Source organism: Pseudomonas sp. DR48 (assembly GCF_019823085.1).
Classification (GTDB): Bacteria; Pseudomonadota; Gammaproteobacteria; order Pseudomonadales; family Pseudomonadaceae; genus Aquipseudomonas.
On the sequence record NZ_CP081946.1, the window covers coordinates 6,486,855 to 6,508,348 of the forward strand.

Genomic DNA, 21,494 nt, shown 5'->3' on the forward strand with positions numbered 1-21,494 from the left:
ACCCATCACTTAAACAGATGGACTCAATCATATTTACATCACTCCTGCTTAGATATCGCGTTGGGTAGAGTGTGTCCCACATCGCCCAGAGCGACAACGCAAAACATACCGCCGCGTCAGCGCGCAGGAGTTACTTTTATGTCCAGGCTTCTCACCATTGAAACCAGCCCACGTGGAGAGGCTTCAATCTCCCGCCAGCTCACTCGCCAATTTGTGGCCGCGTGGGAAGCTGCAAACCCTGATGGCGTCGTCCAAATACGGGATCTAACGGACACTCCACTTACGTTTGTGACGGCCCCTTGGTTACAGGCTTACTTCACGCCGCAAGCCCAACATTCGCCTGAAATGAAATCCGCGTTGCAGCTATCCAATGAGCTTGTGGCCGAATTACTGGAAACCGATCATGTGGTTATCTCAACGCCGGTCTACAACTACAATGTCCCTGCGGCACTCAAGGCGTGGGTGGATCACGTGGTACGTAAGGGCCTGACCTTGGGCTTTGATGGTAAAGGGTTGGTGACCGGTAAAAAGGCAACGGTGCTGATCGCCTCGGGCGGTGTATACACCATCGACTCGCCAATTAGAGACCGTGACATTGCGACCCAATATTTGAAACTGATCCTGAACGTCCTGGGTATCACGGATGTCACCTTTATTGCCGCAGGCGGCGCTAAAGCTGTAGATCTCGGAGAAATCGGCATGCACGATTTTCTAGACGCATTTGATCATCAAATTCAACAGTCGCTGGTGTAACCAGACACGTAGCGCATCCATTGGACTTGAGATTGTCTGTATGGCCGTTCAATGCACGTGCAGCTCGCATGTATACAGAGTTCGGGTTTGAGACGCGCGCGTTCGAGATGGGAATGAAGGTGGGTAAAGCGCTTGAGTGAACGGCCGGTTTCGCTTTAAAACACTCTTTCATCTCATATCTCGTCCCAGGTCCATTTATGCCATTGAGCTTTTATAAAATGCACGCCAACGGCGATGATTTCGTTATCGTGGATTCGAGAAAATCACCCAATCCAGTCACCAGCCAATTGGCTCGGCGAATGGGAGATCGGAACCGGGGAGTCGGCTTCAATCAGCTTGCGGTCGTGCTCGACTGTGATGATGCAGATGCGCGTTTGATTTTTTGGAATGCGGATGGCTCGACGCTGCAAACATGCGGAAGCGCAACGCGAGGGGCGGCGGATATGTTGATGCGCGAATCCAACAGGACGTCGGTTGCTCTTCGCACCGACCGTGGTCTGCTGAACTGCGAACGAACTTCAACCGGCGCAATTTCCGTCAACATGGGGCAGCCGCTTTTTGACTGGACAGATATTCCTCTGGCGCTGGAAATGGATACTTCAGTGCTGCCACTTACCGGCAGCCCAATTGCCTGCAGCATGGGAAATCCGCACTGCACCTATTTTGTCGATGATCTGACAGCCGTTGAGATAGCAACGATTGGACCCGCAATTGAAACCGACGCCTTGTTTCCCCGCAGGACCAACGTGCATTTTGTTCAGGTCATTGACCGACAGCACATCCGGTTGCGCATCTGGGAGCGAGGTGGTGGCATTCCGCTAGGCTCGGGCTCCTGCTCTTGCGGCGCCGCGGTTAACGGGATTCGTCGTGGGTTGTTGGACAACTGCGTTGAAGTCGAATGCGACGGCGGAACTGTCACGGTGCAATGGGATGGCGTCGGCCCCGTCTTCCTCACTGGGCCTGTGAAGACAACTTTTTCAGGAGTCATCACGGACTCACTATTGAAGGCTTGATTTCAGCCAGGACGCGATTGGCCTGACGCAGCCCCTCATGGTAGTACTTGGCGATGTTTTTTTGCGAATGGCTTCAGGAAGCAAAGCAGTATGACGCTCTGATACATTTGTCTTTTTTTCAGGAGGAAAAATGATGCGAAGGATTATCGCAACCGGCGCACTTCTGCTCGCCTTGGGCGGGTGCGCAACATCACCTATGCAAGTTTCCGAAGCGCGGCCAGTGCCGGCCAGCGAGATGTACGCGATCAAAATCGAAGATGCGGAAGATGCGGGACGACTGACCATTTTCCGTGATGACGGGTTTGTCGGCGCGGGATGTGATGCGGTGTTCTACATTGATGGTCAGCGCGCCGCGAAGATAGCTCCCGGTCAAAAGGCATCTTTCGTTTTGCCGCCCGGTGAAGTGAATCTCGGTACCGGGCTCGCCGAGTCTGGGCTGTGCGCAGGTGTCGCCATCAAAACTATCGCAGCCAACATCAAGCCAAGGAAGGAAGTGATCTACCAAATCAACTGGGATACGCAAGGTTTCTCCTTGGGTCCCTATGTTCAAGAGGGGCGTTGAGCGCAGAGCGTTTCGGCCAGTTTCGCAGGCCACGCACAATGAAGTGGCTAGGCTAAAAGGCCTGTTCACTGAAGTGAACCCGTTCTTTTGCATCCACCCCCATCGTAGTGACGACGGACATGGCGGTTCACCGCAAACCGCCTATGCTTCTTGCATGAATCCCCACGCCCTTGCTGAGGTACTGGTATCGGGCTGGAGCGATCTGATTGCCTTTGACCACCCGTTCATTGTCAGTCCTGACCTGCACGCGTGTATCGCCAACCACTGGCCCCTCCATCCGGTCGACCCGACCAGCATGTACGACGCAACGGGCAAAGGCTACACGGACTTCCCTACCTATCGTCCCTAAGCGACCGATGCGGCGCCTCTGGAAATGGGCGCTCGGTTCACGTTCTTCCATCGAGGAAGATGAGTATGTATCGGCCAAGCACGGTTCCTTATCAGGAGCATCGAGGGTTCAGGCGAACCTTCACTCAGGGTCATTTGAGCCTGGGATTGTTCTTTCCTTTGGAGGCCTTCGATAGGGACACTCCAAGCATGCTCAACCAGGTCGCATTGGCCAAACGAGCAGAGGAGCTGGGCTTCTCCGCGCTCTGGTTTCGCGACGTGCCTCTTCGGGACCCTAATTTCGGCGATGTGGGCCAAGTGTTCGATCCCTGGGTTTACCTGGGCTACATGGCCGCTCATACATCAGAGATAGCGCTTGGCACCGCATCGATTGCGATCCCTTTACACCATCCCCTGCACACGGCCAAGGCATCAGCCAGCGTCGATCAGTTGAGCGCAGGTCGCTTGATTCTGGGGGTAGCTTCCGGCGATCGCCCAGTGGAGTTTTCAGCCTTTGACGTCGATCCCGAAAGGCGCGGAGAAATCTTTCGAGAGCACTACGAGGTGATTCGCCGAGCGTACAGCACCAGCTTCGAACCCATCCGCTGGAGCGGTGGTGAGCTGCTGGGCGCAGACCTCATTCCCAAACCCACAACCCAAGTGATTCCAATGCTCGTGACCGGCCATAGCCGCCAGTCACTGGATTGGATCGCGCGCGAAAGCGTCGGTTGGATCAACTATCCACGCGCGCCGAAAATGCAGCGACTGATCGTGGAAGATTGGCGGATGGAGGTCATGAAGCAATGTGGTTCCGTCTATAAGCCCTTCGCTCAGTCGCTTTACATCGACCTCAGCGAGAACCCGTCCATGCCGCCCACTCACATTCATTTGGGGTTCAGGCTGGGACGTGACCATCTCCGGGCTTTGCTGGAGACGCTTCAGGAAATCGGGGTGGACCACGTCATCCTGAATCTCAAGTACGGAAAGCGCCCTGCCGAGCAAGTCATTGAGGAGCTGGGCACTCACCTCGTTCCGCAATTCGGAGTAAAGGCGCGTCATGGAGCGAAATGATACGCCGATCGCATCCGCACCCGCGCCCGGCCGAGGGCGCGGTTCAGCAGGTTGAATGAGCAGGCCGATTCAACGGACCCGCAAGCGAGCCCGCCTGATGAGAGAAATCAGAAACCTTCGAGAACGATCTTCCCCCGAGCCTTGCCGCTCTCGACCAGCGCATGGGCACGACGCATGTTTGCCGCATTGATCGCACCAAAGTGCTCGCCCACGGTGGTTTGCAGAACACCTTGGTCAATCAGAGCGCTGACCCGATTGAGCAGGTGATGCTGGTTGATCATGTCCGCGGTTTCGTACAGCGAGCGGGTGAACATCAGCTCCCAATGCAACGACAGCGACTTGCGCTTGAGCGGCATCACGTCGAGGCTTTCGGGGTCGTCAATCACACCCAGGCGCCCTTGTGGCTTGAGCACGTCGATCAGTTGTGCAAAGTGCTGTTCGGTGTGGGTCAGGCTGGCGACGTAGTCGACCTCCGGCACGCCGAGCGCTTGCAACTGTGCCAACATTGGCTGGCTGTGATCGATCACATGATGCGCGCCCAACTGCCGCACCCAATCAGATGTTTCCTGGCGTGAGGCGGTACCGATGACGGTCAGGCGGGTCAACTGTCGGGCCAGTTGCACCAGCATCGAACCGACGCCGCCAGCCGCTCCAGTGATCAACAGGCACTTGCCCTCCCCCGAACCCTCGACGACACCGAGCCGGTCAAACAGCAATTCCCAGGCAGTGATCGAGGTCAACGGCAACGCTGCCGCATCGGCTGCACTCAATGAACGAGGCTTGTGCCCGACGATCCGCTCATCGACCAAATGGAATTCGCTGTAGCTGCCGGTGCGGGCAATCGAGCCGGCATAGAACACTTCATCGCCCGGCTGAAACAGCGTCACTTCAGAGCCGACCTCGCGGACAATGCCTGTGGCATCCCAGCCGAGGATTTTCGGTTCTTTTGTGAAAGTTCCGGCGCGCACCTTGGTATCCACCGGATTGACTGATACCGCGTGAACTTCCACCAGCAGATCCCGTGGGCCAGGCGTGGGCACCGGGAGACTGATGTCAATCAATGCTTGTGGATCGTCGATGGGTAAGGCGTGTTCGGTAAAGGTGATGGCTTTCATGGACACTCGCTGTCTGAAGGATTGGTGCATTCACTTGCGGCCATCTTCGACTTCCCATGTACAAAGAAAAACAAGCAGAATGCGCCAACACTTTCACTGCAGGAGTGAAAATGATCCGCATCGATGATCTTGGTTTATTCATCCGCAGCGCCGCGCTGGGCAGTTTCACCGCAGCGGCGCTTGAGACTGATCTACTGCCCGGTCAGGTCGCCGCCGCAATCAAACGTCTGGAACGCGAACTGGACGTGCGCCTGTTCGCCCGTACCACTCGCAGCCTGCGATTGACTGCCGAGGGCGAGCAATATCTGCCTACTGCCCACTCGGTGCTAGAGACCCTGAAGCAAGGCAAGGAAAACCTGCGTGGCGAGAACGCCACGCTGCGGGGCGTGCTGCAAGTGACAGCGCCGTCCGATCTGGGGCGCAACCTACTGCTGCCGTGGCTGACGCTGTTCCGCCGTCAGCATCCGGAATTGACGTTGCGCTTTTTCCTGTCGGACCAGATGGCCAATCTGTTTCGCGACCCGGTGGACGTGGCGATTCGATACGGCCCGAATGAAGACGCCAACTACGTGGCACTGCCGCTTGCACCGTGGAACCAGCGGGTGCTGGTGGCCTCGCCGGAGTACGTGCAACGCTGCGGTTCTCCCCAAACGCCGGATGACCTGAGCAAGCATCCCTGCCTGCTCTATCTGCAAAATGGCCGGGTCTACGACAAGTGGAACCTGGGCGGGCAAACCGTGCAGGTTTCGGGGCCGTTGTTCAGCGATGACGCCGATGTCGTGCGGCGCTGGGCATTGGAGGGTGAAGGTATCGCCAACAAATCCTGGCTGGATGTCAGTGCAGATATCGCCGCAGAGCGTCTGCTTGTGCTGCTGCCGGATTATCCTGGCGAAGCTTCACCGTTGAGTCTGGTGTGCCCGCATCGCAAGCAGATCAGCCCTGCGGTTTCTCAGCTTTACACGTGGTTGAGTGGCCAGTTTTCTGCTCTGGAGCGCAGTTGAAGCGTGAAACCGTGCGCCGCTCCAATGATGCTCACTGAACATCCCGCGCAAGGCGGCCTCAAAGGTTTCCCGCACGATGTAGTCAGCGTCGTGCTTGACCAATTCCAGTGCGTGTTCGCGGTCAAAAGCGCGCACCACCCATTTCACCTGCGGGCAGTACGCCGCGTACGAATCAATCAGCCCCTATGCATTCAGTATTCGCTCAATGCGTTCACGTCCCACCCCTGTGAGACGCTTGACGCCTAATAACCTGGCAACCTCAAGGGATCGGTCCCCAGAATCGATGATGCTCGCGGCGATACGCAACTCCTGCGCCGCGATCTCCTCGATTGAACGCGCGTCATTGACCGATGCCGGAACACGGTATGTCGACCACTCCATCACATCCCCCTCGGCGTGCCAGACGAATGCCTCCTCAAATTCCTCTTGCCGGACGTGATGGTGCTGTTCGACCAGTTCCAGCACTCTGTCTCGAATAAGCCGTCCTGATCGTTGGAAGCCGTGTGCGCGAGCGATACGCTGGACCAAGAGTGCGTCGAGAATTGGCGCTTCCTGGCGTAGCACCGCATCAATGATCTGACGGAGCACCGGACTGTAATGCGGTAAGTGAAATTGCTCGGGCTGGATCATGTGCGCAAGCGTAGAAAGATCGGCAACGCGATATTCACCCTTCTGCCCCAGGGAAACAGGTTGATCGCTGTGAGCGCGAGCAACACGAACGTCCGCAATCTCCGACGGCAATTCACTCACGGAGCTAATGGGCGCTTCTGGCAACTCATCACTAATGCCGGCGTCGGTTGAGAAATCGATAACGATTGGAGCGGCCGATGGTTCCTCGGTCACTTGGCTACCCACTGCCTCTACTCGGGATTGAGCCAGAAGGTCGTTCAGGGCTATGTGCAGCTTCTGCAAAGCGCCTTCCTTGTCGACCCACCATTCCGTAGACCAAAGTCGCACCAGGTTCCATCCCAAGCCACTGAGAATCGCGCCTCGTACCTTGTCGCGATCACGAGCAGTGGCGGCACTGTGGTAAGTCGCGCCATCACACTCGACACCCGCCAAATAGTCACCCGGACGATCAGGGTGAACAATGCCCAGGTCAATGCGGAAACGCGACACGCCGATCTGCGGGACTACTTGCCAGCCAAGACGACGCAGCCCTTGAGCAACAGCTTCTTCAAACGGTGAGTCATATCCACCGACCGAGCCCTGTACCGCTTCTGCCAAAGCCTTAGGGCCACGCTGAGCAAACTCTATGAAGTGCTTCAGATCCCGGACCGCCCGAGCATTGGTCCGGTTCAGATCGATCATCGACGGGTCGAACGAGGTGAATACCAACATCTCTCGACGTGACCGTGTGATGGCGACGTTTAGCCTGCGCCATCCCCCGTCCTTGTTGAGAGGGCCGAAGTTCATCGACATGACCTGCGCACCCGGCTCGGTGGGTCCATAGCCGATCCCGAGCATAATCAGGTCTCGCTCATCGCCCTGGACCGTTTCCAGGTTTTTGACGACGACGGGTTCGGTCTGGGTATCCTGGAAAAACGGCTCGATCTGGGGGTGTTGCTTACGGGCAGCGTCCAACAGATCGTTGATCAGCTTTTGCTGGTCAGAGTTGAGCGTGATGATCCCGATTGAATGACCCGCAGCGACGAACGCAGGATCGGTTAGACGTTTGACTGTCTCGCTGACAATGGCTTCAGCCTCAGCTTGGTTGTAACGCCCTTTGCCTTTCGCATACACGCCCTCAACCCTGCGCCACTCAACAGCACTTGCGCGAGTTTCAGCGGCTGGGAAGGTAATCAAATTACTATCGTAGTAACGATGGTTGGAGAACGCGATCAGGCTTTCATGGCGACTACGGTAGTGCCAACTCAAACTGTGGCTCGGCACCCCGGCTCCCAAGCATTCGTCCAGGATGCTCTCCATGTCTTCTGCCGTGTCGTCGTCGCCAGCATTAGGGCCACGGCTGAAGAAGTTCGTAGGTGGCATCTGACGAGGGTCACCGGCGATAACAACTTGTTTGCCCCGAGCTATCGAACCGATTGCGTCCCATGGAGCAATCTGCGAAGCCTCGTCGAAGATGACCAGATCGAATGGGGGCTGATCGGCAGGCAAGAACTGCGCAATCGACAACGGGCTCATGAGCATGCACGGTGCGAGGCGATTCAGCGCGTCCCCCATCTCGATAGCCAGCTGCCGGACTGGTTTGTGTCTACGGGACTTCTGCAATTCATGCTTGAGAATGGCAAAGCCGCTGCTCTTGGGAATGTCATTCTTTGAAGGGATCAGGCCACATAGTTTCGCCCGAATATATCGCACCGTCAGTTTAGCCAGTTCGTCGTCCAGGCGAACGAAAGCTCCAATGTCACTCATGTGCTCGGCCGCGACAAAATTCCTCAGAAGCGGCTCGCTGTCGATGCCCTGTGTCGCAAACCAATGGGCATAGGCCGTGACAAACGTTTCCTCGCTGGCTGACGGAATCAGGCTTCCTACTTCCAAAGCCTGGGCGAGGCTTGCCAGGCCGGCTTCACCGGCCTGCTCACGTACTCGACACCAGTCGCACCAGGCCTTGAGTTGTGATTCCTGCTGCTGGATAGAAAGTGAAGTAGCCCGCAATGCCGCAACACTTGGATGCGCGTCTGTGTCCGTTGCAGCCAATCCAGCGAATAGCCGAGCTGCTTCGTGATAGCGAGACAACGCCTGTTGCAATGCCGATAACGCTGCGCTGATTTGCCCACCCGGCGCCAACATCTCATTCGCATCGACGACCAGACGCGCGACTGCGCCGCGCAATGAAACCAAGTGGTCGGGTGATTCGGCCAAGCCAATCAGCAGCCCGCGCAAAGTTTCAGCCAGTGTGATAGCTCGCAGTGTACGGGCGGTGTCGCTGGCCAGACCTTGCCAGCCAGGGATCGACTGCATGTCACTTGCCAACGCGTCCAACTCCGTTAACTGTGAATGCAGGCGCTCGAAAATGGCGAGGTCACCCAGCGTGTCCGGAAGGCCCGCCGCGCCACCTAAAGAGGCTAGTTTTTTCGCCACTTTTTTCTTGGCGAAAGTAGCCAGGAACCAGAACTTGCCCTCGGCCTCTCTCCATTCGCTGTGCATTGCCTCAAGGGGGATGCGACGGCAGGCTTCATCGGCATAATTCAGCGACAGGCTTTGCTCCAACTCCCGGTAGCTCTCTAGCAACTGACAAGCACGCCGGGCTGCTTCGATACGCGTGACAACATCGGGGGCAAATGCGAACGAAAGGTTCATCCCGCAGGATTCCACGATCAGGCTCGTCAAATCGTGAAGCTGCTGTACCTGTGAGGCTTCAGCCACAGGCAACGCCAAGCGCGTCAGGCCAAGAAGCCTCTCACTTGCCGTATTTAGCGCGTCAAGGGCCTGTGGCAACTCACGCGAGGCGCTTGCAATTTGTGCCTGCCAGGCGTTCGACCATTGGGTCTGGGCCAGAGCGCCAAATTTGCCTGACAAGTCGCGCGCCGCAACGCCGTTAAGTCCAAGCCGACGCGCGAGATCGAGCAACTCGCCATACTCGGCAGCATCGTGTTCCTTGCCTGGTGGCCAAGCCAGTCTCGGCGTCTGAGGACCGTGATCACGAACGACGCGACCAATCGCCTGATGCAGGGTAAGACCGTTGCTCCAGCGTCGATGCAGGACTTCGACCAACTGGTTAAGTCGTGACCGCAGCGTTTGCAATCGAGCAGTCTCACGCTCCCACTCCTCGGCGCTCAACGCGTCACTCACATCCCATGCGCGATCCAACTGCTTGAGCACTTCAACTTTGGACGCTTTGCTTGAGTGCAACTCCAGGCAGAACTCGCCGAGCCCCTTCTCCGCCAAGCGACGATAAACCACGTCAAGGGCAGCACGCTTCTCTGCCACGAACAAAACGCGACGGCCTAGTGCAAGGTTATGAGCAATCATGTTGGCAATGGTCTGCGACTTACCGGTTCCCGGAGGTCCATCCATTACGAAACTATGAGTGCCCGCCGATGCCACCACGGCAGATAGCTGCGAAGAGTCAGCTGGCAATGGCGCAAAAAGCTGAGCAGGCGTTACCGACGAGTCCAGGCGCTCAGGCCTGGGAAACTCGTCCGAGCCAGAGAAGCCTTCACCTGCTTCTTTAGGCTCCAGCAAATGCTTGACCAATGGGCTTTGCAGCAGCTGTGCCCCATTGGCATTCAAGTCCTTCCACATCAAATATTTGGCAAATGAGAAAGTGCCCAGAACCAGTTCGGTACTCACCTCAAATCCGGGCACATCGCGTACCGCTCGCCGCACCATGTTCCAGATGCCGGTCACATCGATGCCGCTTTCATCACTTGGTAGCTCGCCATCGAGCCCGGGTATCACCAACTCAAAATCATGACGCAGCAATTCAAGTAGGGTCAGGTTGAAACGCGGTTCCTCGTCGAGCAACGTCAGCGTCACCCCGGACAAGGCACTTTTGCGCTCAAGTTTCACCGGCAGCAAAATCAGGGGTGCGGAGTAGGTCTTCGGGTCTTCGGCACTTTTCTTCCATTTAAGAAAGCCGATTGCCAAAAACAGCGTGTTGGCTCCGCCCTCCTCCAGATCGCTGCGCGCCTTTCGGAATAGATCAATCAAGGTTGCTTCAAGCTTGATCTTCTCCAGGCTGGCGAGCACTTCACCCCGCGCCAGCGCTTGACGGGCGACTTCGTCTACCAGGCTTTCATTATTCTGCTGCTCGTACACGGCCACATCGCGGCCGCTGCTATTCAGGTCAGGTACCGGCACCACTCGAATGCGCTGGCCACTCGAAAGCAGGTCTTCAAGAGCCGCTGGGTCCGGGCAGAGAAGACGCACGCCTTTAGCGCTGTCTGGCAAATGCAGTAGACGGTTGCGAGTAGTCAGATCGAGGAGTTTGCGTTGCCAGAGCGTTATTTTACCGGCAGGACCTTCATTACCCTCGTTGATTTCGACATCGAACCCTGGCAGTGCCGGGGCTTCCTCCAGGCTTTCAGCGGCTGGCGGAGCATCGTCTGTCAGATCGGATGCATTGACGGCTGACACAAGTGCCATTGGGCGGATCTTCTGCATCCGGGCACGGTGCAAATCGATTGCCATGATGAACTGCTCATCATCTAATTGCCGCTGCGCAGCTGCGACCGCCTGGCTAAAATTCGGTGCCGGCGATTGGGTCGCCAGGGTGGTCTCGAAAACCACCATCTCCTTCAGATCCAAGCGCTTGCGTACTGCCGATGCTTCATCAGTCAGCAGTTGGGAAAACTCTTGAGGCTGCAACCAAACGCCTGCAAACGCGTGCCCCTTTGTCATGATAAGCAGGGCATTCAATCCAGCCTGCTCCAACGCCGCAGCGAACAGCAATGCCATATCCAGACAGGTCGCCACGCCGTTTTCCAGAATGACGCTTGGCGGCCTGATCTTCTGGCCCTGTTGCTCAAAACTGGCTGGAGGCAATGCATAGCTCAACTGAAAGCTGCACACCCCCGACCAAATGGCGGAGGCAAGCTCCCATGTGCGGGTGCGCGACTTGCTTTCATAGCCATCGATGCCGTCTTTCTTTCCTGCTCGCCGCAAGACTTGAGAAGCCGCTTTGAGCACTCGGTCTACCGATGGGTCATTGGGCATGCAGAAAGCTGCCAGCAACTCTGGCATGGCGCTCAAACCACCCCATTCGGTGCGAGAAAGCAGCTCAGTGGGAAAGCGCTGCTCGACGAGCAGGTTCTCGCCTTGGGACAAGCGCAATACCACATCGGCACTCAGGCTTTCACTCAACCCGGACAGATAGCCAGCGTTGAGCTTGATGTCGCGCTCAGAAATACTAAGGCGATCACCCGCATGAATCCGGTCAATATGCCAAGACCGGCTTTCAACGAAATCCGGGTCGGTGCTTAAAGTCAGTATCAGATTTTCAAGATTTGTTTCTTCCTGGTTCCAAATGCTCAATTCTCGTACAAGCGGAATGGCGTTCTGGTGGGAAGCGAAGCCGATCTTACGAGCGATCAGCGCCTCAATCTTGATGTTCATCCACGGGCTCCCGAAGCTACCAGTGCTTGCCTCATAAAGAGGCAGCTAAAAAAGCCCCTATAGTCCATGACTAATCACCGGTTGGGAATTTCTTTATCTCGCAATCCAGTCGTATTGTTCAGGCAATAGCAGTCGCTCGAATTGTTCCACCATGCTGTCGAACGAACTATTTTGCATCTCCACACCCCACTGTTGCGGCCAAATCCATCCCCACTGTATCTGCTTCTGCCTGACGACTACCGGTTAGCATTACTCCTCATCCAAGGAGGTATTGCTCTATGCCGGACGCCACTAACCTCTACCTGTTCATTGTTGCCGCCCTGCTGTTGCTAATCGTGCCTGGCCCTAACATGGCTATCGTCAGCAGCCATGCAGTTGCTCACGGCTGGCGCGCCGGCCTCGCCGCAGCACTGGGAATATCCCTGGCTGATGTGCTGATGACCGTCATGGTCAGCGCAGGTCTCGGTGCGCTGGTGATGAGTTGGGCGCCAGCGTTTGACTTGCTACGGTGGGCCGGGGCCTGTTATCTGATGTGGCTGGCCTGGCAGGCATTGAAGACTCCTCCTGCGGATACTGATACTCAAGCCACACAGGCTCTGTTTCGCAAGATCTTTGCCCGAGCCACGCTCAACAGCCTGTTAAATCCCAAGGCGCTGTTGTTCTTCATGGTATTTCTGCCGCAGTTCGTCACCGTAGGTGCCAGCAGCGTCACCGCGCAATTGATGTTCTTGGGTTTGTTGCTTGCGCTGATCGCATTGATCTTCCATTCCCTGCTCGGATTTTGCGCCGGACGGCTGCATGGGCGCCAGCGCAAAGGCTTGATATCCAAACGGCTTGGGGCTTACGGTTTCGCTGTGGTGATGACAGCTCTGGCGGCACGTTTGCTGGTGCTCAACCGGCCGCTTTGAGGCTAGAAAAGACGGCCCACCCACGTGGTCTCGACGTCATGGAAAACTAATCCGAGTGGTGCTCACCGTATGCTGGATCCCCTTCGGCGCGGGGCTTTTGATTCCCTTGACCATTTGGCTTAGCCATCTGGGCCCCGTAGCGCAGAACGTGGCAATAGGCGTAGGCGTGATTCAACTGATCGGTTTATTCGTATTACTTAGTCGCCGGAAGAGGACTTGAACACTCATATTTTACGGATTCCCAAGCCATGGGTAGTTACCTTCAAGGACGATCACCAATCAGTCATTCATTCCTTGGCTTGATCGTCGGTTATGGGTCGTTTTCCGCCGCTCGCGCCAGGCATAAATCGGCCAAATGAAGACATTCGCCAAGCCAAATGCAAGCACCCAGCAAGAACGGCCCCTCCCCCTGTTGCCCCCGAAACAAACCCAACACTAGACTGGGTTTCAAGATGAGCGTGGATCGCTTGTTAAGTATTCATTCAGGGGATGAGCATGATGAGCCGAACCAGTCATATCCGCCTAATGGCGACCTATAACGAGTGGATGAACGCAAAAATTTATGAGGCAGCCAGAAGCCTGCCAGATGAAGAACTCTCAGTGGATAGGAAAGCATTCTTTGGTTCAATTCTCGGGACGTTGAACCATCTGGTGGCCGGCGACACTGTCTGGCTAAAGCGATTCGCCAAGCACCCAGCGAACTACTTGGCTCTGGAACCGATTCGACAGCTTCCTACGCTCAAAAGCCTCGACCAGTTGCTGTTCTCGAATATCCGAGAACTTTCGGCACATCGAGAGTGGCTCGATCAGAAAATTGTCGAGTGGTCTTGCTCCATTGCAGAGTCGGATCTAGATCACACCCTCAATTACACGAGCATGAAGGGAATACCCGCTGACAGGAACTTTTATGGTTTATTCATGCATTTCTTCAATCATCAAACGCATCACCGTGGACAAGTGACTACCTTGCTTTCACAAGCGGGTGTCGACATAGGTGATACGGATCTGGTCGTCCTCATTCCATCCGAGCCCTGCACAAAGTAGAAAAGCCTAGCTCAGCCACATGTGATCTGGTCAGCGAAACAGCGCAGCCATCCGGGTTGATTGCCGATCCCGAGTGACGTCTAACGGCCAGAAGCGGACGTCTAACTAGGAGAAAATAGACCTATCACCATTTGCTACGCACTGATCCAAGCGACTTGCCACGACTCAACCCAACGTGGCGTTTTGTCACCAAGCCACTTCGGTCCTATCTTGCGCACGATCAGGATTAGCTGTGGAGCGCGGGCATAGAAAAGGGGACTGATTTATATTCTGAGCAATAAATCAGGCGTCGTTACCAGAAGCCGATATTCGACCGATATCAATGCCACGTCGCAGGCTTTCAGCATGGCGATGTTGAGGGGACGTTCGTTTGCGCATTGCCGATGACCTACCCGCCGCCATTTTTCAGTCCCATGTTTCATGATTAACGCGGTTCCGGCGACCGCGCGGTCGCCGGAACCGCTCTGCGTATCAATTTCCGCCGTGAGGCTGGAACACACCACGGAATCGCATCTTCCCGGAGGACAGACGTTCATAAGCCTCCGTTGCTTGGTCAAGCGAAAAGGTTTCGACAATGGGCTTGACCTTACCCTTCGCGGCCAAGTCGAGAATTTCGGCGAGGTAATGCTGTCCGCCATGCGTGGAGCCAACCACCCGTTGGCGCATCATATGGAATGGCTTGCCGTCGGACGGAACCGAGAACGGCTTGCTGAAGTCGAGCCCACACAGGACGATGCGACCGTCAGGATTAACTCCCGCGAGCGCCTTTTCGGCGGTTTCGTAGTCGTTGGTGGTGATCAGCACCACGTCGGCACCACCGACTGCCAAGAGCTCCTCGGCATTGGTGACGACGTGGTCGGCACCCAAGTCGGTCGCAAGCTTGTGCTTGTCTGGGGAATGCGTGATCGCGATGGTCTCGAACCCGCACGCCTTTGAGAACTGCAAGGCGACATGGCCCAACCCGCCGATACCCAGCACCGCGACCCTGTCACCCGGTTTCGGCTCCGCGTCTCGCAGGCCGCTCCAGGTTGTATAGCCCGCGCACATCATGGGCGCGGCATCCGTGTAGGACAGCCCATCGGGCAACAATACGGTGCCTTCCGCAGAAATTGCGATGTACTCTGCGTGCCCGCCCTGCGACGCGAAGCCGGTCGTTCTGGGCGAAACGCAGTTCATGGCTGTCTGGCCGGTCAATGGGCGGTTCTGGCGACAGTACGGGCATCGCCCGCAGGAGGACTGTACCCAGGTGGTGCCGACTCGGTCTCCAACCTTGCGCGTGTGGACGCCCGCACCGACTTCGACGATTTCGCCGACCACTTCGTGACCCGGGGTCTGGGGGTAAATGTCACCGCCTGCCCCTTGAGTTGCCCACACATCGGTGTAGCACATGCCGGAGGCGTGAACTTTCACCAAGACCAGCCCTGGCTCTGCCTTGGGCATGGGAACCTCATGAACCTCCCAAGGCTTGTTCGCGCCGGTCATCACAACGGCCTTCATCTTCATCGCATTTTTCCTTTCGATCAGGTGGTTAGTACTTGGGCTGCGGACGAGATGCTCTGAGAGCGGCACTGGCCATTTTGGACCCGCTTTGCTGCAGCTTCATTCGAGTCTATGGGTCATTGACTGTCGCAACAATCTGGTCAATATTTGATTCCATGATGAAATCAATTCACCAATCCAAGGGAAATGACCTGTCGGCCTTTGTCGCATTCCTGGCGGTCGCAGCCCACCGAAGTTTCCGCAGCGCCGCAATCGAACTCGACATGACGCCCTCGGCGATCAGTCATTCGATCAAGGCTCTCGAGCAACGGTTGAACGTGCGCCTTTTCAACAGGACGACCCGAAGCGTCTCCTTGACCGAGGCGGGAGAGCGCCTGGCCATAAAACTAAGGCCGGCAATGGCCTCGGTTGAAGAGGCCGTTCGGGAACTGGAGGGCGATGACCATACTCCCAGCGGCACGGTGCGAATCAATGCCAGTGAGGGCGCCATCCGGTTGGTACTGTGGCCAGTACTTGCGCGGTTTTTGCGCGAGTATCCTCGCGTCCATCTCGACATATTCAATGATGGCAAGTTGAGCGATATCGTTGCCGATGGTTTCGATGCAGGTATCCGATTAGCGGAAGCTGTACCCAAAGATATGGTGGCCATCCCAGTCATGAGAGAGGTCCGCTTTGCGGCAGTGGCGTCGCCCGATTATTTCGGGCAACACGGATATCCAGTGGTGCCGCAAGATCTGTATGACCATCATTGCATCCGCTTCCGGTTTGAAAGTGGTGCAATCTACCGATGGGAGTTTGAGCGCCATGGCGCTGTCGAAAGGATCAACGCTCCCGGCCCTCTCACATTGACTGATCAACCGCTGATGGTGGAGGCAGCAATCGATGGAATAGGCATCGCCTTCGTGCCTGACCATCTTGCAGCAAATGCGCTCAAGGACGGCCGACTCAAACGAGTTCTGGAACAGTGGTGTCCCGCGTATCCTGGGCTGTGCCTCTACTATTCGGCGAATCGCCATGTACCATCCGGCCTGAGAGCGTTGATCAATATGCTGACTGAAACGCGGCCCGGCAAATAGAAGATCTTGCGCCTAAGAGGCGGCGGGCCGGATGTAATTCCGCCTGGCACAACTCGACGACCAGCATCGTTAGCGCATTGCCATTGCAGCTGTCTGCGGCTCGATCATTGGCCAATCGTTTCGGACGCGCCCCCTTTTCTGTTCTGCCGCTTCTGTTGCTAACCCATGTCGAACGAACACTTGGGTTGAGTATCCCGGCGAGAGCGTCGGAACTGGTCCCTGACACTGAAAGTATGGATACGCTGAAATCGAACGAGCCATTCTGGAATTGGCTCAAGCGGGTTAATGGGAAGTATCTTTATGTTCGGGCTTCCACTTTCGGCCATAACCGGTCATTCGCACACGTATATTTCAGACCCCATGATTGCGGCTGTATAGGCCACAAACGGATTGCGTGGGCGCGTTCTGCAGGTCCGCCCACCCCCACGACTAATCCACAATGAACAATTTCGCACCGTGGGTAGTGAATGATCGATGTCCCTCAGCATCATTACCCACCTGATAGCTCATGCCCGGCGTCAGTGTGAACTGACGACCATCCTCCAGCTCTGTATGCAACTGCCCCTCCAGGCACAACAGGATGTGCCCTCTCCAACACCAGTGATCGGCCAAATAGCCAGGGCTGTACTCGACCATCCGCACACGCGCTGAACCAAACTGGCAGGTACGCCAATAGGCTGTGCCTGTCTGACCGGCATGCGCCACGGGCTCTATCGTTGACCAATCAGTGGTACCGAACGGGATTGCAGTGAGATCCATGGTTGCCTCATCGACATGCGATAAATGCAGACCGTATCAATCTGGCGATGGTGTCGATAGACACAGAGGTGATGCATTTATGGGATACAGGCGCTGCGCCCACCCGAAGGCTAGTTGCCCCGCCCTCCTCCAAACGACCACTCATCGCTGGCCGTAGTGGAAATCACCACCATGACATCCTCCGCGTTCAGTCCCGTCGCCCGCCCCAATTTCTCGACCAGATCGCGGTAAAAACGCTGTTTGGTCTCAACACTTCGAGGACGGCCTGCGGTAATCGCGATTAGCAAAAAGTCATGGCTACGCGGCCCGCCCAAGTAGTGGGGATCAAATATCAGCTCGCCGATCTCATGTTGGTGAATGGCCTGGAAGCGATCAGTCTTCGGCACTTCGAAGCTCTCGACCAAGGCGTCGTGCAAACCCTCAGACAATGCCTGTAAATACTCGGCCGACTTCCCGCGGTGCAGTGAAATTCGTGCAAACGGCATCAACGATTACTCCTGACGTTTTGGAAGGCAAGCCTGTAGCTCACTGAGCAAATTCAGCGCCGAGGCGGCTGTCGGCCAACCTGAATAAAACGCCAGATGGGTTATGACTTCGGCCAGTTCGTCGACACACAAGCCGTTATCCAGTGCACGTTTCAAATGAAATGGCAGATGCTCCAGACGGTACATCGCCACCAGCGCGGCCACCGTCGCGAGACTGCGTTCACGGGGCTTCAATTGCGTACGCGTCCACATGTCGCCAAACAATACGTTGTCGGTCAGCTCGGTAAACTTCTGCGGGTAGCTGCTCGGGTGTTCCCGCCCCGTGACCATCGATGCACTCATGATGTTTTTCCCCTGATGTCCCAATTGACGGGGGAAAACTATCAAGTCGCGATAATTCCGAATATCAGATTTAATAGCACCAATCATCCCGAATTAGTGGACCATTGAATGCGCCGCCCAACCTTCGATCTTGACGTATTGCGCACCTTCGTCACCGGCGTGGAGTTCAACAGTTTTGCCAAAGCGGCGGATCGTCTCGGTCGGTCGACGTCTGCCGTAAGCGCTCAATTGAAGAAACTCGAGGAGCAGGTCGGTACGCCGGTACTGGCTAAATCCGGTCGCGGACTGGTCTTGACCCCCACGGGAGAAACACTGCTCAGCCATGCCCGCCGGTTGCTGGAGCTCAACGACGGCATTTTCCAGACCCTGCATGAAAGCCAAACCGCCGGGACCATACGCCTCGGGCTTCAAGAGGACTTCGGGGAACATTTCCTGAGCGATATCCTGCGACGCTTCGTCCAGACTTACCCGAGGGTGAATCTCGAAGTCAGGATCGCCCGTAACGCCGAACTGCTTGCTCTGGTCGAAAGCGCCGATCTGGACCTGGCCCTGACCTGGGACACCGGGCACATGTCGCCCTATGCCACACGTCTGGGCGAAACACAGATGCACTGGATCGGGGCCCGCGATACGCCATTGCTGACGGCCCTTGATGACTCACCGTTGCCATTGATCATGTTCGACGCGCCTTGCGTATTGCGCAGCGCCGCCGCCCAGGCGCTGGATGCCGCGCAAATACCTTGGCGGATCGCCCTGACCAGCCCCAGCGTCGGCGGTATCTGGGCGGCCGTCGCCGCCGGATTGGGCCTGACGCTGCGAACCCGCATCGGGCTGCCGAGCCATCTCACCGTTGTTTCTGGCTTACCCCCCGTTCCAAGCCTTGGCTATGTGCTTCACAGCAATGGCGACGACCCAACACCAGCCACCCAACAATTGGCCTCATTAATCAAAACGAGCCTGCAAGAACAGACGTATCGTTTCACGATTACGAAATAATCGAAGGCACCCAAGGGTTCAATTCGAACTACGGCTATGGTCGAGTGGGATCACAAGTTATGCAGCGACCTCCGTGGTCGTCATAAAAGGTGACCAACGAAAAACGGTTCAATGGATTAGTTTTTCCTGCGCTTAACGCGATTTCCAGTCGCGCAACCACTGCAAACCGGCCGAGGTATTGCCACGCGACCGGTATTCACACCCTACCCAACCGTCATAGCCCAACTGATCGATCAGCTCGAACAGATAGGGATAGTTGACTTCTCCCAGGTCCGGTTCATGTCGGTCCGGCACGCCGGCGATCTGGATATGGCCAATACCGTCGAAGTCCCGACGCAGTTTAGTGGCCAGGTCGCCCTCGACGATTTGACAGTGGTAGCAGTCGAACTGAACCTTCAGGTTACTGGCGCCCACTTCCTTGCAGATGGCCTGGGCCTGATCCTGCCGGTTGAGGAAAAAGCCCGGCATGTCCCGCGTATTGATTGGCTCGAGCAATACCGTGACGCCGACCTTGGCCGCTTGGGCGGTGGCATAGGCGAGGTTGTCCAGGTAAATGGCGTGATGCCGCGCCCGATCACTTTCGGATGGCAGCAGGCCGGCCATAACATGGATCCGTGAGTTGCCCAGTACCTCTGCGTATTCCAGGGCACGATCAAAACCGCTACGAAATTCACTCTCCCGGCCCGGCAACGTCACCGTGCCCCGCTCGCCCGCCGTCCAGTCACCGGGCGGCGCATTGAACAGCGCCTGCACCAGGCCGTTGTCGCTCAAGCGTTGCTTGAGTTCTTCAGCGCTGTAGTCGTAGGGAAACAGATACTCCACCGCTTCGAAACCATCAGCCGCCGCGGCGGCGAAGCGATCCAGAAATGCATGCTCCGGATAGAGCATGCTGAGGTTGGCAGCAAAACGAGGCATGGTAACTCCTATAGATGGTTTTTGTAGGAGCCGAGCTTGCTCCGGGCGGCGTTCTGACGATGGCGATCTCAAGGACGCCATCGCCGGCAAGCCGTGCTCCTGCAGGTCGACAGTTCGTTAGACAAAGGGCCAGATCAGCAGGGTAATACAGAAACCCAAGGTGCCGAGCAAAGTGGTCAATACCGTCCAGGTGCGCAAGCCGTCGGCCACGTTCAGCCCGGACAGTTTGGTGAAGATCCAGTAACCGGCATCATTGATATGGGACATGGCCAACCCGCCACCGCCCATGGCCAGGCACAGCAGGGCCATGTGGTTCGGGGTGAGATTGAGGGTCGCAATCAGTGGGCTGATGATGCCGGCAGTGGTCACCAGCGCCACCGTGGTCGAGCCCTGCACCGCGCGCAGCAGCAGGGTCAGCAGAAAGCCCAGCGCCAGCACCGGCAGCCCGGTTGTGCGCAACATTTCGGAGACCACGGCACCGATTCCGGTATCCACCAGCACCTTGCCAAACACCCCCCCGGCACCAGCGATCAGGATCACCATGGCTACGCCGGGCAAAGCCGAACCGATCACATCGGAAACTTGACTGCGGCTCCAGCCCCGACGCGTACCCAGCAGCCAGGCACACAGCAAGGTGTCGAGCAGCAACGCCACCATCGGCGCGCCGAGCACGGTCATGATGCCGCGCAGGAGCGAATCGGCAGGCAGCAGCGAGGTGGACAGAGTTCCTAGCAGAATCAGGATGATGGGCAGCAGGATCAGGCTGACGATCAGACCAAACCCCGGTGCGGGTGCCGGCGGCAACTTGGCAACGATGCTGCTCGTGGACTCCTCCAGGCCCATATGCGATGCAGCCACGGCTGCTTGCGCAGTGTTCGTGTGGTTGCCATTGGACCAGGCGGTCAGATCTTCATTGGTGACATGCGGGCCATAGACCTCGGCACGAATATCGTCGGTCATCGGGTACACCCGACGGGTCATGCGTCCGGCCACGCGGTAGCCGACATAGCAAAGGAACGCGGTGATGGGCAGACCGAACATCAGCACGCGACCCAGATCCGCGCCCAACTGACTGGCAGCGGCCACGGCGCCCGGGTGTGGCGGCAGAAAGGCGTGTACGGTCAATAAAGCCGCGCACATCGGCAGCGCGAACACCAACAGCGGCTTACGCGCACTGCGGGCAACACCATAGGCCAGCGGCATGAGGATGATCACGCCGACCTCGAAAAACACCGGCACCCCGACCATGAAGCCGGCCATCGTCAACGCCAGCGGCGTCCGTCGATTGCCGAAACGGGTAATCAGCGTCTTGGCCAGCGCCTCGGCACCGCCGGAGAGCTCGATGATCCGCCCGATCATCGCGCCCAGGGCAATGATTATCGCAATATGGCCCAGGGTCTTACCCATGCCGCCTTCGATGGTGGCGACCAGATCGACCGGTTTCACCCCGGCCACCAGCGCCACCAGAATGCTCACCAGCATCAAGGCCACGAATGGCTGAAACTTGTACTTGAGCACCAGGAACAACAGCAGAGCGATCCCGAGCCCCGCGGTAACCAGCAGGATTAACGGGCTCATTTCACGCCCCCTCCATGCCGGGTGGGCG

General features: G+C 57.0%; 18 protein-coding genes and 1 pseudogene. 11 read left to right on the plus strand and 8 right to left on the minus strand.

The window, feature by feature from the left end; all coding sequences use genetic code 11:
* The first annotated feature begins 138 nt into the window (after positions 1–138).
* From K5K95_RS29295 to K5K95_RS29315, 6 genes and pseudogenes are all read left to right on the plus strand, one after another.
* A complete protein-coding gene (locus K5K95_RS29295) occupies positions 139–753 on the plus strand; it encodes an FMN-dependent NADH-azoreductase (RefSeq protein WP_222587319.1) in 615 nt (204 codons plus the stop codon).
* Positions 754–776: 23 nt separating this feature from the next.
* Positions 777–893 (plus strand): annotated as a pseudogene (locus tag K5K95_RS33315) (GNAT family N-acetyltransferase); the annotation flags it as partial.
* Between the two features lie 57 nt (positions 894–950).
* Positions 951–1,766: a diaminopimelate epimerase gene (gene dapF, locus K5K95_RS29300; RefSeq protein ID WP_222587320.1), complete on the plus strand. Its 816-nt coding sequence runs from the start codon at positions 951–953 to the stop codon at positions 1,764–1,766.
* Between the two features lie 130 nt (positions 1,767–1,896).
* A complete protein-coding gene (locus tag K5K95_RS29305) occupies positions 1,897–2,328 on the plus strand; it encodes a hypothetical protein (protein WP_315903117.1) in 432 nt (143 codons plus the stop codon).
* A 154-nt stretch (positions 2,329–2,482) separates the two neighbouring features.
* Complete coding sequence (locus tag K5K95_RS29310) at positions 2,483–2,677, plus strand: hypothetical protein (protein ID WP_222587321.1); 195 nt, start codon at positions 2,483–2,485, stop codon at positions 2,675–2,677.
* A gap of 65 nt (positions 2,678–2,742) precedes the next feature.
* The gene (locus K5K95_RS29315; protein WP_222587322.1) at positions 2,743–3,726 is read left to right on the plus strand and encodes an LLM class oxidoreductase; all 984 of its coding nucleotides are present in this window, start codon (positions 2,743–2,745) and stop codon (positions 3,724–3,726) included.
* 107 nt (positions 3,727–3,833) lie between these two features.
* On the opposite strand, the gene K5K95_RS29320 is transcribed toward K5K95_RS29315, so the two are convergent.
* Complete coding sequence (locus K5K95_RS29320) at positions 3,834–4,841, minus strand: zinc-binding alcohol dehydrogenase family protein (RefSeq protein WP_222587323.1); 1,008 nt, start codon at positions 4,839–4,841, stop codon at positions 3,834–3,836.
* A 110-nt stretch (positions 4,842–4,951) separates the two neighbouring features.
* Here K5K95_RS29320 and K5K95_RS29325 point away from each other — a divergent pair, with 110 nt between their 5' ends.
* Positions 4,952–5,842: a LysR family transcriptional regulator gene (locus K5K95_RS29325; RefSeq protein WP_222587324.1), complete on the plus strand. Its 891-nt coding sequence runs from the start codon at positions 4,952–4,954 to the stop codon at positions 5,840–5,842.
* A 183-nt stretch (positions 5,843–6,025) separates the two neighbouring features.
* Here the strand turns inward: K5K95_RS29325 and K5K95_RS29330 are convergent, their stop codons facing one another.
* Positions 6,026–11,863, minus strand: a complete 5,838-nt coding sequence (locus K5K95_RS29330) for a DUF3320 domain-containing protein (protein ID WP_222587325.1) — start codon at positions 11,861–11,863, stop codon at positions 6,026–6,028.
* A 278-nt stretch (positions 11,864–12,141) separates the two neighbouring features.
* Between K5K95_RS29330 and K5K95_RS29335 the strand changes: the two genes are divergently transcribed.
* Both K5K95_RS29335 and K5K95_RS29340 read left to right on the plus strand, forming a co-directional pair.
* On the plus strand, positions 12,142–12,771 hold the full coding sequence (locus K5K95_RS29335) for a LysE family translocator (protein WP_222587326.1): 630 nt from the start codon (positions 12,142–12,144) through the stop codon (positions 12,769–12,771).
* 498 nt (positions 12,772–13,269) lie between these two features.
* Positions 13,270–13,815: a DinB family protein gene (locus K5K95_RS29340; RefSeq protein WP_222590462.1), complete on the plus strand. Its 546-nt coding sequence runs from the start codon at positions 13,270–13,272 to the stop codon at positions 13,813–13,815.
* 471 nt (positions 13,816–14,286) lie between these two features.
* Here the strand turns inward: K5K95_RS29340 and K5K95_RS29345 are convergent, their stop codons facing one another.
* The gene (locus K5K95_RS29345) at positions 14,287–15,318 is read right to left on the minus strand and encodes an alcohol dehydrogenase catalytic domain-containing protein (protein WP_222587327.1); all 1,032 of its coding nucleotides are present in this window, start codon (positions 15,316–15,318) and stop codon (positions 14,287–14,289) included.
* A gap of 152 nt (positions 15,319–15,470) precedes the next feature.
* Here K5K95_RS29345 and K5K95_RS29350 point away from each other — a divergent pair, with 152 nt between their 5' ends.
* Complete coding sequence (locus K5K95_RS29350; RefSeq protein WP_261398096.1) at positions 15,471–16,391, plus strand: LysR family transcriptional regulator; 921 nt, start codon at positions 15,471–15,473, stop codon at positions 16,389–16,391.
* Between the two features lie 429 nt (positions 16,392–16,820).
* Here K5K95_RS29350 and K5K95_RS29355 read toward each other — a convergent pair whose 3' ends face one another.
* The 3 genes from K5K95_RS29355 to K5K95_RS29365 form a co-directional block, all read right to left on the minus strand.
* Positions 16,821–17,150, minus strand: a complete 330-nt coding sequence (locus K5K95_RS29355; RefSeq protein ID WP_222586279.1) for a DHCW motif cupin fold protein — start codon at positions 17,148–17,150, stop codon at positions 16,821–16,823.
* 110 nt (positions 17,151–17,260) lie between these two features.
* Positions 17,261–17,635 (minus strand): tautomerase family protein, encoded by a 375-nt coding sequence (locus K5K95_RS29360; protein ID WP_222587328.1) that lies wholly within the window; start codon positions 17,633–17,635, stop codon positions 17,261–17,263.
* Positions 17,636–17,641: 6 nt separating this feature from the next.
* Entirely contained in the window at positions 17,642–17,977 is a 336-nt protein-coding gene (locus K5K95_RS29365) for a carboxymuconolactone decarboxylase family protein (protein WP_222587329.1), read from the minus strand.
* 108 nt (positions 17,978–18,085) lie between these two features.
* Between K5K95_RS29365 and K5K95_RS29370 the strand changes: the two genes are divergently transcribed.
* Positions 18,086–18,973, plus strand: a complete 888-nt coding sequence (locus K5K95_RS29370; RefSeq protein ID WP_222587330.1) for a LysR substrate-binding domain-containing protein — start codon at positions 18,086–18,088, stop codon at positions 18,971–18,973.
* Between the two features lie 132 nt (positions 18,974–19,105).
* Here K5K95_RS29370 and otnI read toward each other — a convergent pair whose 3' ends face one another.
* Both otnI and K5K95_RS29380 read right to left on the minus strand, forming a co-directional pair.
* Positions 19,106–19,888, minus strand: a complete 783-nt coding sequence (gene otnI, locus K5K95_RS29375) for a 2-oxo-tetronate isomerase (protein WP_222587331.1) — start codon at positions 19,886–19,888, stop codon at positions 19,106–19,108.
* Between the two features lie 117 nt (positions 19,889–20,005).
* Positions 20,006–21,466 carry an SLC13 family permease gene (locus tag K5K95_RS29380; RefSeq protein WP_222587332.1) on the minus strand — a complete coding sequence of 487 codons (1,461 nt, stop codon included), beginning with the start codon at positions 21,464–21,466 and terminating at the stop codon, positions 20,006–20,008.
* Between the last annotated feature and the right edge of the window lie 28 nt (positions 21,467–21,494).